This is a genomic window from Erwinia tasmaniensis Et1/99 (genome assembly GCF_000026185.1).
GTDB classification, from domain to species: domain Bacteria; phylum Pseudomonadota; class Gammaproteobacteria; order Enterobacterales; family Enterobacteriaceae; genus Erwinia; species Erwinia tasmaniensis.
This window is the reverse complement of record NC_010696.1, coordinates 1-15,161: the sequence shown is the minus strand read 5'-3', so window position 1 is coordinate 15,161 and position 15,161 is coordinate 1. Positions and strand designations below refer to the sequence as shown.

Genomic DNA, 15,161 nt, shown 5'->3' with positions numbered 1-15,161 from the left:
ACAACCCCCTTCATTAGATTATATTAATTATAAAAACTTACAATGGCTTTAATAGGAAATGCGGCACGTTTAGGTTTTGACGCCATGTATGCACTTATTGGTGACTCATTGAGTTTTTGTCCATAACATTGCCGCTCATAATCAAGACAAAGATCCAAGGCATCTTCGAATTTTTTAATGACTTCAATATCTTCGCTATCATATACATCAACATCGGCGTTAAGTATTTCAGTAAACACACTTAACGCTTTCTTGTACTCATCATCACTAATATATTCCATATTTATACCCATAATTTACTCCTTCTCTGGAAAACTAATAGTGATAGCCGTTGTATCATTCAATTGAAAAGCATCAATTAAGTTATAGGCTATTAACCACTCTTTAAATTGCGAACTAACATTCTCATTATCAATAAAAAGAGTAAGGTATTTAAATTCACTTGTTTCAAATAAAGACTGTAAATCACGGCCGTTAGCAATAGCGTAAGCAGTTAACCATTGAATATCTTTTTTATCTGTTATTCTCTTTACAGATAATGATTCAGAATATGGTAATTTCCACAATTCTTCGTTAGTTAAGGACTCTCCACTATTTAGACGATCTCTTACAGTGGCGCTTTCTGTTGACACAAAATATTTTTCAATTTCAAGAAGAAGGTGGTCGTCGAGCAAGCAATTATTCAGAATAGCTATATCTTTATCTGTTAGCATAGTTTAAACCCCTTATTTGCTATGCCGCCATTCCCACGGCGGCACTGGTTGATTGCCAGCCCACAAACCGCGCTTTTGCTCTATTGCTTCACGCTGTAAAGCCGGTAATGATGGATCTGCGTTGTATTGGTCATACACCCACGCAGCGCCGCTTTGCACCATGTAGCTATTGGCCTCGACGCCGTTTGTTGTTACTACGCGCCCCAGCACACGCCCGTAACGGTCTTTCTGCGTGTAGGCCACGGTAACGCGCTGCCCTGCGATCAGCTCTTTAAGCTGGCTCGTTGACCATCTACCGTAGGGCTGTTTTTTTTCAGGCGCATCAATGTTTATCAAGCGAACTCGTACAGGTATTTTTTTATTAAGTACCTCGATTGTGTCACCATCGAGCACACGAACAACTTTACCTTGAATCTTTGCCGCACTGAGATAGCCAGAAAAAAATACAGCGAACACCATCACGCCAGATTGAAAGATTTGATTACGGTTACTCACAATCCTTGTTCCTTATCGCAGTCAGAAACGCGGAGAGGAAAAGGCCGAGGATAAGGATGAATAGAGTCACCTTTAGTCGGAACATTTACAGCCTCAGCCACCTTAACTAAAAATACATCTTGTGATTCTAACCAGCCTCTGATCCAAGGTTTTTGTTTCATCAGTTCAGGAGCATCGCTATACAGCAACTCCAAAAGCTCTCTATTTTCATCAAGGCGTTTTAAGATTCCTGCCTCCGTTCTATTCAAAACATCAACTACTTTTTCTAGTTGAGTACCATTATTGCTAACACTGTTCTCGATTGATTTAGTTTTATCAACAGTCGATTTTTTATTTTTAAAATAAAAAAATAAACATGCCAATAAGAAGAAAAGCATCAGTAACATTGAAAACCAGTTCATACATACCTCCTTGAGCAAAAACAAGTTTAATCATAGTGCCATTTGGCACATGATGCAATACGAAAAAGCCCCTTTCGGGGCTTTGAAACAGTTGAAGAGCATCAAAAGCTTTTCAGCTTCCCAAACGCTTTAAGCACCATATCCTTTGACTCTTTATCAGCAGACGGGCAACCGTTTACGAACTGCGTTCTCTTCCTTAATGTTTTCGTAGGATCAAAGATACCGTGTTTTTTTGTAGCTTTGATGTTTTTGAAAAACTTTTCAGCGGAACTACATTGGCTTTGGGCATTACCTGTTAGCTTGCCGTACAAGCACGTTACAACTACGCATGGGCTTTCTGAATCTGGATCATCTGTGCTTTGGTCAGTGTCAAAACCTAGCTCAGCCGCACTAGCGTTAAACGCCATCACACTTAACAGAAATACTAATGGTATGGTTTTTTTCATAACTACCCCCTTACTTGTATTGTTTTTGATAATTAATGTGACAACTCAGGAATATCTTTGCGCCTTTCGCGTGGCATTTCAAACCGCTTAATTTCCTTGAGAACTGGAATCTCTGGAATATTATCAGTTGCTATTTTTTTTCTTTTAACAAATACAGGTTCATCAAAATACATTATTTTATGAGCTACAAATGGTTTAACCTGCTCCATTATAATTATTTCATTAACACCTAAGTTAGTACGCTTTCTGATTTTCCGGTTAAGACCCAGCCAGTTTTTCTTAACTATCTCAGAAAAGTATTTAACTGATCCCAATTCAACAACTTCTTGAGGCAGGTACAAATCACGTTTTACATACTGCTCGTTTTCACCATTACTAACCCCTCCACCAAGTGAACTTGTGCGGCTTCTGGTTTTAATTTTGACAGTTTTTGTACCAAACGTTTTACTTACGCGGTCTGCTGTCTCATCGACCGTCTTAGGCGGATAAATAACTTCTAAAGCAAGGTTCTTTTTAAGAACCCTAGCACCTGATTTACCGTAAGCCTCATCACTTTCTATCTGCCCATCATCCTGATAAATCAGCATGTATCGCAGATCGTAACCAGCCGTAAATGCTATTGACTTTTCAATGATTTCCACACGCCCCATTGATGTAAACTCATCGAGCATCAATAGACATTGGTATTTTAGTTCTGGATTATGCTCTGGAAGTTCTTTTGTATTTACGTTAACCAACTGGCTAAAGAATAAATTAATCAACCTGCCGTATTTTTTAATGCCAGAAGGAGAAAGAACTATATAAACCGACATACGTTTTTTACGCAAATCTTCAAAGTTAAAATCATTTGCCTCAGTAGCAAGCATACATGACTCAACTTGATAAACTTTAAGCGGCTGATTGAAGTTCTGCATGATATTACCGCGAGTTTTAACATCAACACCTGTAAAGCGGTTGAATGCTTCTACTGTTTCATGGCTAAGAGGACGCCCCTGTTCTTTCCAGTAGAGAATTTCATCATTCATCCACGCCGCAATATCTGGAACACCTGTTAACGTAAACATCTGCGCCATTGTAACAGGATAAGCGGGCATAAACTCCCTGTTATCATCAACTCCATTATCTCTGTTACTCTGGATTTCTGCGTTAATATCCTTAACGATTTTTTCCATATCAAGCATATAAAGTACATACCCTGAAAATACGCTTGAAGCCATGCTATTCCATATAGCGTTATCGCCACCGCCATCAGGAAACAGGATTGCTATAATATCCTCAATATCACCAACACGCCGTGATTTAGCTCGACTTATATAGCCTAGCGGATTCCAGCGGTGTGTTAATACCTGAGCATTTTCAAAATACCGTTCATCAAATGCTTTTTGTTCCTCTTCACTCATACTCAAATAGTGATCTGATAATTTATATTGAATATAATCATCTTCTGAGAAACGATAACCATCAGGAGCAAAAACAAAAATCTCTTGTCCCATCTTCTTTCTGTAACCAGCCGTCATAATAAAGTTTTCGGCTTTAATATCTAAAACGCAAACCGAATCACGATAATTAAGCAGGTTAGGGATAACGAACCCTACACCTTTACCGCTTCGTGTCGGTGCGCCAAGTCCCATAAACTGCTGTCCGTCAAATTTAAGAAACTTTCCTTTGTATCGTCCCTTTGCCACTTTCCCAATCAAAATTTCAGGATGCTTGCTTTGCTCTGTCGAGAGCAAACCGCTTTCCTCTAACTCATCATCAGTAATTTCTTTGGCATTACCATGTATATCTGGCTCAGGAAATTCAAATATTCCTAAAATGATTACACCTACAAACGGCAGTACCATAGAGAGGATAAAAGCCACAGTGCCAATACTTATAGGAGTATGAAGTTTTTTATACTGCCATAACTTCCAAGACTGAATTAGCGTGTCATATGTAAGAATGCTTGTGTCAACTTTTGATAGAAGCAAAAATAAATAGCCTCCACCATATAGCCCCCCTACTCCCAACGCCGCAGAAAGGAATAATGCAAAGATTATCGTCAACCATACTTCGCCGCGAGTTATGTTCTTTCTCGGTTGCATTTTACCCCCTTATGCTGCCATACCAAGCAAGCGGTTAATGGCATCATTTTTTTCTTCTGGATTGTAATAAACCTTTTTCATATAAGAACCTTCCCAGAAGGTTATCAGGTCAATCGTACTTGCTACTGTATTAGAGATAAGACTGTAATCCAGCGTAGAGCCGATTGGCGATTGCTTAACTAACGTGGTCAATCTGTTGAAAACACCTGCTGGCGTAGCTTCTGCATGAGTTGAACTTAAACTACCGTTATGTCCCGTATTGATAGCACCTAAATAGTTCCATGTTTCATCACCGCGCAGCTCCGTTAGATAGATGTGATCCGGCTTCATACGCATTGCCGCCTCAATCAAATCTTTAGCTGTGACCCCTTGCCCCTCTCTCTTAAAGAAAAGATGCACATGATTATGATGAATAGGCAAATCAAGCTCATGGGTATCTTCCATCGTGATATAACGGCGATTTAATGGAAAAAGGTCAGCTACCGCTTTCATGAAGGTTGTTTTACCAGACCCTGTAGCCCCAACCATTAAATGATTCAATTTCATTTCAACGCTTTTTTTAAAGAAACGGTCTGTATCTCCACGCCTTAACAGCCCTAGCATTTCCTCCTGATCATGCGTTAATGGGCGATGCTTATCGAAAGCCTTTCCACATATTTCATAATTACTAAGTCGCCCACTATCTATATAGCTTTGCAAGGTAAACCGTGATTTAGAGGGTTTCCTGATTGTTATGGATATTTTACCTTGCTCAGTAACTGGAGGTAAAATTATCTGCCCCCTTTCACCATCTGGTAAGGTAACGGAATGAATTGAGTTAACACCGTTTACTTTCCCATTAAGCCATTGGCTATCAATACCACCTGTATTATTTTTTACAGATAAAGCCTGTGCCAAATCAGCCAGCGCACCATAATTGCACTGTTCGCTGATTTGACTTTCCCATCCATTACCGCGCTCAAACCAGATAACACCAGGCTGGTTAACCGCAACTTCTGTAATCCCATCAACATTTAATAAATCTGTGATACCCGTTCGTTTTAACTTGCTTCTGGCAAGAAAAGAATCATCGTAATCATCCATGCCACACCTCCAATTTTTCTATAATATTTATATTAAATATAAACGGGGCGTATACCCCGCTTATTTATTTAGTGAACTTCGTAAACATTATTGAAGTAGGTATCACGAGGAACAATGATTGAAATCAGTTCCCCCTGATTAACATAACCCGTAGGCGGTATATTGATAGTGTTTTCAAGAGCAGTATTTGCCATATCCTTTGCTGCATCCTGTGTATTATCAACAGAGATACTATTATTATTACTGTCCTTACTCGCCCTGTTAGCTGCTGTTGCAATACCATCCTGAATAAAGCTCAGCATGATAGCGCCGCCAAAGCGCTCCCAGAAGTGAAGATCAACCCATGCCGGAATACCTGCCGCTCCCAGACCATCAACACCCAACGCATCAATACGAACGCGAATGCCTTTAGGTGTTTCCGCAGTTGTCCAGTTAACAAATACCCGCGCCTGCCCCTGTAAAAGAGCCTTTTGAATCTCGCCGTAGAATTTCGTTCCCGCTTCAAGCAATAAGGTGCTGCCGTCGTTGGAATAAATATTTTTGGTGAGCTGGCAGATTGGCAACCCCTGATAGGTCGTTACGATCTTCGTTTGCAGCACACAAGGCAAAACTGACCCCATCCCAAGCAACAAATTACGGTTACGCAATATCGATGCCTGACCGTTTGCGTAAGTCCCACCGCGCAGAGAGTCATTTAAGCCCCCTCCGAAGCCTTCAGGGGCGTTTTCTCCCTTACCTGCCCCCTTACCATCAGCACCCGCAAAAACAAGCCCCTTGCCTTGTAGCTTACGCATTTCCGGCGTCATAGGTTGCTCGTTATTACCCCCATTAGCTCCTGCTCCCTGCTGGCCTGTCCCGTTGCCTTGTTCAAGCCGCCCTTTTGCGGCCAGTTCATCCATTAGCTGTTTACGTTTGGCCTCTTCCTCTGCTAAACGCCGCTTTTCTTCATCCTGTTTCGCTTGTTCTGCGGCTGCATCCTGTGCAGCTTTACGTTGAGCGATGGTAGCCATCAGCTTATCAACACCTTTATTGCCGGAATCATCACCGCTGTTCTTCGTCAAAGTCGGATCGGCGGGCTTACCAACATCAATAGAAGTGTCTTTATGTACGGCCTTATAGATGAACCACCCTGCTAAGCCAATTATTAAAATTACCGCACCGCCGAAAATGAGTATTGAGGACAGTAAACCGTTAGATTTTCTTTTTCCTTTTACCCCCTGCAAATTGACATCATCGCGATCATTATCAATTGAAGGGATAGCGCCAATATCGTCTTTGTTTTGATCAGTCATCAGCTTTTACCTCCCGATTCATTCCATTAGTCGTGCCACTACGATTTGAAGGCATCGCATTTATTGTATCGGAGCGAACCGCTACGACTTTTTGACCCAAACGAATACGGAACATAGGTGATGTTTCATGAACAATGATGGTATTCGTATCAGGATCGACATTGCTATTAACCAACATTTCAGAACCATCACCGGCTACACGTTTAATATCTGGTAGATCACTCGATGAGTTAAAGCGGAAACAAGTAAAGCGTCCATCATCCCAAACTTCATACGGTGCAAAAGATTCTTTACCCTGTAATTGATAATTCCAGTTCGCACTATAAGCGCCGTTTGATTGACACGGTGTTTTCTTAAACACAGTTTGGTTTACAGGATTATATTTTTTAGGATATTTAAATCTGACTATCCAAGAAGGGTTTCCCTTTACAGATTTCAGATAAAAAACATATGTTCGCTTATTAGAGACCAAAGTAACATTTGTATCAGGTTGCTCAGCGATAGGACGAATAAAAATATTGTTTCCCCGTACAGAAACATCCCACGCATCAGGATCGCCAAACCCCATACCTGCTTTATCATCCGTAATGAACTCATCATCCTGTAACTGGAGAAGTGTTGATGTACCAGCTTTAACTTTTACCAATACAGCATCATCAGGATTATAAGTAACTTCCTGCATACGTGAATCATATGAGGTAGCTTGCGGAATTGAGAGCGCATTAGCGGCGCATGGCAACATGGAAGCAATACATGTTGCTAGAAGAATTTTTTTCATTTAACCCCCTTCATACTTTTTTATTTTTGTACTTCCTGATCCACACGATAACTCGTCACGTTAAATCCGAGCGGGTTATATAGCTTATCATCATCAGTTTTAAGCGGATGGTCATAGTCAAATGTAATTGTTGCTTGCCAGTGTGTTACCGGATAACCATCAATCACTTTTCCAGAACTATCAGTAATCGCTTTGTAGAAACGTACTGTTGCTGTTCCATTTGTACTATTCACGAGTGGGCGGCTAACAATACCCACTTTCATTATTTTATCTTTACCTAACAATTGAAGGGGCGAATTGACACTATCAACAATAAAACGGCGCATCGCTTCATACACGCCAGCCGTTGAATTAAGTTTAACTTCATCAAGGTTAGCCTGAATCGAATTCCAATCATACGACTCACGGTTAACAACAAAATTAGCAAGCTTATTTGCATCAATGAGGTTTTGATAGGAAAGCTTGATTTTTTCATCGCCTACGGCTGATACAACCGAGATTGCGCCTGTAACCGTATCGACGCTGGCAATGTAAGGCTTCGTTTCCTTTAGCGGTGTTAGTGCAGCCAGTGCAACCGCCATTGCTCCAGCCGACACCATACCTACCCCACCGAATCCAAAACCAATCCACATTAACTTGCGTTGGTCTTTTACTTTGTCGCGTTGGAATCCAGCAATAGAATGGTCATGTACTGTTTTATCATTTGCTAATTGTTTAGTTTCGGAGGGGGAAATTTCAGCCATATTTTTATTTCTGCTATAAATTTCTTCACGCTCACTCTTTTTTAGTTTGTACTTTTTAATCGCTGTCAATATTAAACTCATTCCACACCTCCTTTTGCTGCTTTAATCTTTTGAAGCTGTAATTTTGCCGCCGGAACATTTGTGTTCATTTGCACCCATTCACCTTTAGGCATTGGCGGTTTAGGCGGGTTAGTTGAACATGCAGATAGCATAAAAAGAGCAAAAATCACTGCTGTATATTTAAAAGTCATAAAACCCCCTTCGAATAACAAGCCCTTTCGGGCTTGTTATATTTAGTATAATTATTTATCTATGCTGAACTCTTGCTTGAACTCCGCTCGTCTACCCGCTTGCACAACTTTAAGATTTTGGTCAAAGTTGGCTTTCGCTAAGTCGAGTTTTGTTTTTTCGTTTAGCAGGTTATTTTGCTCAGTCTGAATCGCACTCTGATAATCAGCTTTTTCTTGCGGTGTAACTGCTGATTCAAGCTTTTCAGAAAGAGTATTTAACCTTTCACCACGTTTTACAGCCGTATTATAGGCTGTCTGCATGTTTTCCAGTTCACTAAGCAATGAATCATATGCTTTCTGAACTACAGGCTGATCAGACGATAAACCGTATTGAGAACGCAGAGATGATATATTGCCTGATACCTGATTAAGCGAATCAGCAGTATTTTTATTAGGTAAATAACTACTCAAGGTAGGATCATCAAGTAAATCCTGAACCTTAAAATTAGTTACCCCCTCATAAAGCCTCTTACCTTCCGCGATAGTTGAATCGTGTAGGTTTTTAGCTTGCTGATACTCTTTCACCAGTTGATCATATTGTTGTTTTGCCTGTTGTAGCTGTTGAACCATGTTCATAGCACTTGCGGCATCAAAAACTGGTATTCCTGTTGCATGGGCTGGCAATACTGAACCACTAAAAGCCAAAGCACATGCGAGAAATACCTTTCTCTTATTAAGCTTCCTCATGCTCATCCTCGCGCTTGTGTTTCCTGCGGGTATTTTCTTTCAGGAAGATTGGAATCCAATCATTAGGATTATTGGAGCCAATCCGTTCAATGATGGCCTCTGCTGCTTTCACTCCGTATGTATCACCGGAAAGAATTGGCAAATGCTCATCAAAGCCATGTAAATCCATACTGGCAAAAACACTTGTATTGGATTTTTTAATCAAGAATATGCGGCTTTCTTTAGAAAGGGCTTTCAGCTTAGTGAATTCTTTCCGTGTCAGGCCAATTTTTTTATAATCTTCAAAATTGGCGTTCGGATTAGGTAAAAGAATTCGCACAGAAGTTTGCTCATTAATTTCATTAAATATTTTACAATTAATGGCGTCTGATGGCTGTTGTGAAATCAACCAGACCATTTCATATTCCATACGTCCAGATTTCAACGAGGATTGCATTTGAACCTGAGTTAATGGGAAATTAGCTGGTTTCCAGAACTCTTCGATAGAAAAGATTGTCCATCTTCCTTTCTTAGCTGGATTTAATTTCATTAAATCTTTATAGAAAAACAGCGCCGCTAACAACACCTCAGTAGCAGGGTGAGTACCGCCGTTCGGCTGTGGTTTAAGGATAACAGTACAATCAAATGCTACCCTGTCCATCATTAAGGGATCGAACACATTTTCAGGACTATCTACCGCCCAAGAATAGCGCCCTTTACGGCTACCATCCCCAAATGCTGACCATTCGCGCAATCTGTTTTTCAGTGGGGAGTCAACTATCATTTGCAGTACATAAGAGAATCGCCGTTGTTCTCGCGGTTCTTCCATTACCGCATCTACGGCACGAACTATTTTGGCGCTATCCCCATCATCCAACGTCCCATCGGATTTGATCGCTATTCGTTCTACCCAATCGTAAAGGAACTGTTTTATTTTCTCCTTAACTCTTATCGCCAGCCCTTCCTGTACTACACCAAACTCATCTCGCGCAAAATCCTCTTCGTTGAGCTGGAAAGGATTAACACCACAATCTACCCCCTCCGAAAAAACAAAGTATTCAGCACCAAGCATCATCATTGGCAATCGCATTGACTGCTTGTAATCAATCCCAAATAGCATGGGGTTGAAACGATCACAAAATGAAGTTAATGCAGCCTGAAACGTTGTCTTACCCGCACCTGTAGCACCGAGGAACAAGCCATGACCAGAAATAGGCTCGCCAGTTACATCTTTGTCAGGCTCGCTATCATGTGTTGTCAGATAATGAATACCGCCCTGCTGGGTTTCGACTGGCATCATTGCCGAACCATCACCCATTGGGTTTCCCGTTCTTTTACCAACTGAGAAATTATGAAGAGAAAATTGGTCAGCAAGGGTAGTTGTTGATCGGATGGAATGAAGCGGCCTTTCTTTAGCATCAGGAAGCGTACTGGTGAAAACTTCCTCCTGCTCGTCAGTTGCCCTTAATAGCATATAGCCAGCGGCACTAAATCCAGATTCAACCGTAATTGCATTATCGTAAGCTTCTTTGGCTGTTTTTCCATAAACAGCAATCGCGCCATGATAATCCCCTAAAAACACCTCTGCATTCTGCACAAGGTTTTTAATTGCATTTATAGCTGCATACTCTTCATCAATTGCAGCATCAGTTGATTTTATTTTATTTTCTTGACCATCAATTTTTGAAATGGCGGTCAATTGTCGTGTGTAGATATAAGATTGTGTGAATGTTAACTCACAAGGAAGAGTTAAAAGGAAATCCAGCGCAGCGGCTTTAATTTTTGAAGGGAATGAACGCACAGTATATGAAACAACATATCTGTCTTGTGCATCATTTGTATTGCGGATTAGTGCAATGTCATATCCCATATAACGCTTGCTACTGGTAACTACTTTATAGAGTGGATCTTCTACAAATGGAATATTTAGTTCTTTATGATTAATTAGCCATGAGAGAAAGTTTGCAGACTCATTCTCATAACCATTAATACTAAGCACAGACACACCAAATGGAGCACACATTTTTTCTGACATCGTGATGATTTGCTGCATTTTCTTAATGCCATCATCAACATTACTGCTTGAATAGTTATATACAAGGGTTATGTAATAACTCGATTCGTAGTAACGCCCCCCTGCTTTAAAGCGCTCCATATATTTGTCAGAAAAGCCTTGAATGAAATTATTGCTGAACTGGTACTCATCGTTAACAATAACTTCCCGCTTATCAAGGTATGTCCAAAGCCCAAGATGACCAGCTAAATCTTTACCCATGCTAACCAGATAAGTTCTGAACTGATTATATTTAATATAAAGATCATCATCATCAGCCAGCTCATAAGGATAACCAGCCATCTTAATGGTTGCCATCAATTTGTTATCACCGATTAGCGTAATAGAATCACTAACAGGATAAGTATATTTTGGCAGTTTAGGCTCAATTGCTTCACGCTTGCTGTTTTGCGCGTTTGATTTGCTCATGGATTTCACTCTCCCCATTTTCCGGTTCTAAAGAAGGGCTGATTTGATAAACCCCGCCGCCACTTTTTAATCGTTGAAATTTACCAGCAACTTTTAATTGAAAAACTCGCAGCGAATCCATGCTGTTTAAACAAATAAGTTTCACAATAAAAAAGATGATCAACGACGGCAAACCAAACAGAAGCCCTCTCGGATCATTCAGCGAAGCAAAACCAATTACCGCGCCAATCATCGCCGAACCTAGTAAAGCAACAGCCCAAACTAACGGGACTCCGCCCATATTTGGCACGATGTTTAAAACGTTCAAAGTAAGATGTTGAGTGTGAATAGTATCTTCTTCATCATTATCTATGTCCGCCATAATACCCCCTTCGTATTTATATAAGGCCGCTATGTTGCGGCCTTCTTTGCTTATTAGTTACCGCCGAGATCCCAGAACCACACCGCCAGAGCAGGAAGGCCAGCAACTACAGCAACCTCAACAAGAGCCAAGAACAACTGATTCCAGCCAATTTTCTTTAGCTTGAGCAAGAAGCCCTGAATCAGCATGTAAACCGCCGCCCCTGCACCTAACAGGCTATAGATAACCGTTTGAGCAGTAGAGATCCCCGCTTGAGCACCACTAACGCCGCCAGCAGCCATTGCGGAAAGCGGAGAAACTGAGAACACAGCAACAAAGAATGCAAAGAAGAAAAATTTCATTTTATTTGCTGCGTGATTTTTATTTTCCATAACGTACCCCTTCTTATTTTGAAAAATCATTGAAAACATCCCAAGCCGCTTTTGGCTGCGTCTGTTTTACTGTTCCGGTATTAATATCAGCCACCTGATTTTCTTCTGGCTTCTGAAATACTACCCCACGCCTCATGGTAACGCTTTGAGTAGAGACTTCGTTTTCACCCGAACCCGTTACTGGCTTCATTGCAGGTACTGCATAAATTTTGTTAACCGCTTTATTAGAACGATCAACGTAGCTCATACCATCCTTTTCTTTTTTGAACCCCCTTGTAAAATTATTTGAGTAGTAACACGATGCGGCAGCACGTAGAGCATCCTGCTCATCTGGATATTTACCACTTTCAAGCGCACGATAATAACATTTCTCAAAAATCTGAGATGCAACTTTAATATTTTTGCAAAAATCAAAAACTGTTTCGTTAGTCAACCCATAGGATTTAAAATTACCTACATAAATTTGACCAAGCCCAGCAGAATATTTTTCACCCTTTGAAGCAAGCTCATTAACAAAATGGATTGCCTCATTTTCGTTCTTAAAATAGTGCGATGTTTCTTTTGTAACATTCGCCACTACATAAGGATTGAATCCAGATTCAACAGAAAAAATTGTTTTCAGCGTAACCGGATCAACATTCCCTCCGCACTGCATCAGCAAACCAGCTAATGCCGCAGTTGTAAGAACCATAAAACCCCCTTCACACGTTTTTATATTTAATATAAAAGGCGACTATTGGCTAATACTTTCGCTATCCATATTGTTAAAGAGCTTGTTAGATGAATGGATCATCTAACTCTGGCGGTAAGTCTTGATTTAGCAGCATCAATAACGGCCTTACTGTCAGAGAACTGGTCAAGAACCAGTATCAAAAGATTCTTCTTATGTATCCCTGTTTTTTTACTAAGGTTACTCATCCTATAATTTAGGTAGGCGTCCAATCGAATCGACACACCTACTGAACAGTAACCCTCATAAATATCTTGAGGATTTAACCCACGAAAGGGATTGATTTGGCTAAAGTAGCCATCATCATTAATGGTGACAGTAAGAATCGCCTCTATCAGATTCTTCTTTCCTATCCCCTCCCCTACGCTGATTGAGCTAAGTACCTGATTTAACTTTCCATCCAAATCAAGACGAACGCTCACCGATTTATAAGACTTTCCCTCCTTTTTATCCTCATAGAAATGAAGCATCTAAACCCCTTAGTAGTTGAATACTCAACCACATAAAAAGTATACAATAGCCTCACTCTTTTGGAAATAGTTAATTTAACTATTTTTATAATGGAACGCTATAAGAACGATGCCAAAAGCGTCTACATGTGAATAAAAGTAAAAATCCATTTTATAATCAATCCTTTAAATCACAGTTTTGGTTAGTGTCTACCTAACCTTTCTTTGTTTGGCTGAACTTTAGCCTGATAGAAAAGAATACTCGTAAGTCAGACAGGAAATCAACATGATAAATGTGCTTAATTTCTGAAATCTGATCTATAACATTTTGAATATTGCAATTAGAAATTCTATTTGCAATTTCTTCAACAGTTAAGCCACAACAAACCATAGTTAAGCACTGGTAAAGTGAAGGTTCAAGCTCTGGAAACAAATTTGCATACCGTTCTGGTTCTTTATGCAAAGTAATGCGTAGATCACAAACTTGCTTAACTTCTTCATAATTATCAAGTTGAAACTTCACACGAATGTTTTCAATATGAGCATTTACTGTTTTTTTAGAAACAGACAATAAATCCGCCATCCTCGGCGGCCTAAGTCCTGATGAGTGGAGAATTAAAGTTACCAGCTCTGTGTTGGTAAGCTCAGGGAATATACCGCTAATTTTATCGGTATGCTGCATGAGGTTTTGTTTGCTGAGCGGATTTATATTATACAATTATCATTCCTCTTATTTGCGTGCTTTCCGTAGCTTGCGATTTTCAATTTCTTTTTCTGTAATATCCACACCATCTTTATTTCCAATGATACGATAATAATTACTTTTTTTGCGTAGATAGGCTAATGATAACAGTTCTTTAGAATCGTACTCATTAAGCCGTTTTTCATAGTCCCTGATCAAATCAAGACATTGAAGCGCCCAATCACCCTCTTTACTACTCCCTTGCAGAACGCGAGGGCGACGGGGCAGCTTAGGCGGCTCCGGTTTTACTCTCAAATATGCCTGATCGTTTTCAACAATATAAATAAAAACAATATCTGTTACTTTCTTTCCGGCACTGATAGTTTCGTATTTAACGGTTAAATCGGTAGTACGGTTAATAACATCAACAGCGGGATCAAGAACCCTAACCCTAAAGTTTTTAAAGTCCTTGTATTTATTTAATAAACCAGCTCTATCTTTCATCCAATCAAGAGCAATTGGCTCGGTAGATATGACGCCACTTTTTTTAGCTTTATATTTATCAAGATTTCTATATCTGGAAAGCCATGAATACAATCTAAACGCAAAAGGCGTATCTAAACTTGCCATATTGAAAACGTTCATTTGCGTAAATTCATTTTTAAGCTCGTATAAAAAAGGGCTTACTTCTTCTGAAAATTTCAATGTTACATCTGCGCCTAAATTAGCGCCATAACGTATTGAAGAGAACCAATATCTTATTACTTTATCAACTCTATTTTTTTTATCATTCCAGTCATAAGTAATGATAGGTTTTGAACCAAGTGTTTCTGAAACGCTTTTCAACTGGTTGGCGCTGTTCGACATATCAAGCTTATACATTGAACTATATTCAGATGCAGTTAAAACGATCTCCGCAGAAGTTTTAGCTCCCTTACTTTGGATTTTAGTTAACGCTAACCAAAGCAAGCGGATTTCCGTGAGGGTAATATCATAACTACCTTCGATTAGTTGATTTCCTTGAGTCACTAGCGCATCGTCAGCTCGGCTAGTGTGCCCTACCAATCCACGCGCAACAGAATCACGAATTTTCAT

The 15,161-nt window shown here is 40.0% G+C and carries 19 protein-coding genes; all 19 read right to left on the bottom strand.

The annotated features are described in order from the left end of the window. Window positions 1–23 precede the first annotated feature (23 nt). The 19 genes from ETA_RS00130 to ETA_RS00040 all read right to left on the bottom strand — a co-directional run bounded on the left by ETA_RS00130 (window position 24) and on the right by ETA_RS00040 (window position 15,161). On the bottom strand, window positions 24–293 hold the full coding sequence (locus tag ETA_RS00130) for a hypothetical protein (protein ID WP_012443176.1): 270 nt from the start codon (window positions 291–293) through the stop codon (window positions 24–26). A 3-nt stretch (window positions 294–296) separates the two neighbouring features. Further along, complete coding sequence (locus ETA_RS00125; protein ID WP_012443175.1) at window positions 297–713, bottom strand: hypothetical protein; 417 nt, start codon at window positions 711–713, stop codon at window positions 297–299. 12 nt (window positions 714–725) lie between these two features. Then, window positions 726–1,172 carry a thermonuclease family protein gene (locus ETA_RS00120; protein WP_042958380.1) on the bottom strand — a complete coding sequence of 149 codons (447 nt, stop codon included), beginning with the start codon at window positions 1,170–1,172 and terminating at the stop codon, window positions 726–728. Between the two features lie 32 nt (window positions 1,173–1,204). After that, window positions 1,205–1,609, bottom strand: coding sequence for a hypothetical protein (locus ETA_RS00115; protein ID WP_231853264.1), 405 nt, complete (start codon window positions 1,607–1,609; stop codon window positions 1,205–1,207). Window positions 1,610–1,710: 101 nt separating this feature from the next. Further along, entirely contained in the window at window positions 1,711–2,055 is a 345-nt protein-coding gene (locus ETA_RS00110) for an arginine transporter (RefSeq protein WP_012443172.1), read from the bottom strand. Window positions 2,056–2,087: 32 nt separating this feature from the next. After that, window positions 2,088–4,139, bottom strand: coding sequence for a type IV secretory system conjugative DNA transfer family protein (locus ETA_RS00105; RefSeq protein ID WP_012443171.1), 2,052 nt, complete (start codon window positions 4,137–4,139; stop codon window positions 2,088–2,090). 9 nt (window positions 4,140–4,148) lie between these two features. Beyond that, complete coding sequence (gene virB11, locus ETA_RS00100; protein ID WP_012443170.1) at window positions 4,149–5,222, bottom strand: P-type DNA transfer ATPase VirB11; 1,074 nt, start codon at window positions 5,220–5,222, stop codon at window positions 4,149–4,151. Between the two features lie 68 nt (window positions 5,223–5,290). Next, a complete protein-coding gene (gene virB10, locus ETA_RS00095) occupies window positions 5,291–6,514 on the bottom strand; it encodes a type IV secretion system protein VirB10 (RefSeq protein ID WP_012443169.1) in 1,224 nt (407 codons plus the stop codon). Then, window positions 6,507–7,292 carry a TrbG/VirB9 family P-type conjugative transfer protein gene (locus ETA_RS00090; protein WP_012443168.1) on the bottom strand — a complete coding sequence of 262 codons (786 nt, stop codon included), beginning with the start codon at window positions 7,290–7,292 and terminating at the stop codon, window positions 6,507–6,509. The genes virB10 and ETA_RS00090 overlap by 8 nt, the downstream gene beginning before the upstream one ends. 20 nt (window positions 7,293–7,312) lie before the next feature. Then, on the bottom strand, window positions 7,313–8,116 hold the full coding sequence (locus tag ETA_RS00085; protein WP_012443167.1) for a virB8 family protein: 804 nt from the start codon (window positions 8,114–8,116) through the stop codon (window positions 7,313–7,315). Further along, a complete protein-coding gene (locus ETA_RS00080) occupies window positions 8,113–8,286 on the bottom strand; it encodes a conjugal transfer protein TraF (RefSeq protein WP_042958365.1) in 174 nt (57 codons plus the stop codon). Before ETA_RS00080 ends, ETA_RS00085 begins: the two co-directional genes overlap by 4 nt. A gap of 51 nt (window positions 8,287–8,337) precedes the next feature. Continuing rightward, window positions 8,338–9,012 (bottom strand): type IV secretion system protein, encoded by a 675-nt coding sequence (locus tag ETA_RS00075; RefSeq protein ID WP_012443165.1) that lies wholly within the window; start codon window positions 9,010–9,012, stop codon window positions 8,338–8,340. Next, entirely contained in the window at window positions 8,999–11,473 is a 2,475-nt protein-coding gene (locus tag ETA_RS00070) for a VirB4 family type IV secretion system protein (protein WP_012443164.1), read from the bottom strand. Before ETA_RS00070 ends, ETA_RS00075 begins: the two co-directional genes overlap by 14 nt. After that, on the bottom strand, window positions 11,439–11,834 hold the full coding sequence (locus ETA_RS00065; RefSeq protein WP_012443163.1) for a hypothetical protein: 396 nt from the start codon (window positions 11,832–11,834) through the stop codon (window positions 11,439–11,441). Before ETA_RS00065 ends, ETA_RS00070 begins: the two co-directional genes overlap by 35 nt. 53 nt (window positions 11,835–11,887) lie before the next feature. Continuing rightward, a complete protein-coding gene (locus tag ETA_RS00060; RefSeq protein ID WP_012443162.1) occupies window positions 11,888–12,205 on the bottom strand; it encodes a hypothetical protein in 318 nt (105 codons plus the stop codon). Between the two features lie 13 nt (window positions 12,206–12,218). After that, a complete protein-coding gene (locus ETA_RS00055; protein WP_012443161.1) occupies window positions 12,219–12,896 on the bottom strand; it encodes a lytic transglycosylase domain-containing protein in 678 nt (225 codons plus the stop codon). Between the two features lie 98 nt (window positions 12,897–12,994). Continuing rightward, complete coding sequence (locus ETA_RS00050; protein WP_012443160.1) at window positions 12,995–13,405, bottom strand: hypothetical protein; 411 nt, start codon at window positions 13,403–13,405, stop codon at window positions 12,995–12,997. Window positions 13,406–13,598: 193 nt separating this feature from the next. After that, a complete protein-coding gene (locus ETA_RS00045) occupies window positions 13,599–14,102 on the bottom strand; it encodes a helix-turn-helix transcriptional regulator (RefSeq protein WP_012443159.1) in 504 nt (167 codons plus the stop codon). A gap of 12 nt (window positions 14,103–14,114) precedes the next feature. Continuing rightward, window positions 14,115–15,161, bottom strand: coding sequence for a replication initiation protein (locus ETA_RS00040; RefSeq protein WP_012443158.1), 1,047 nt, complete (start codon window positions 15,159–15,161; stop codon window positions 14,115–14,117).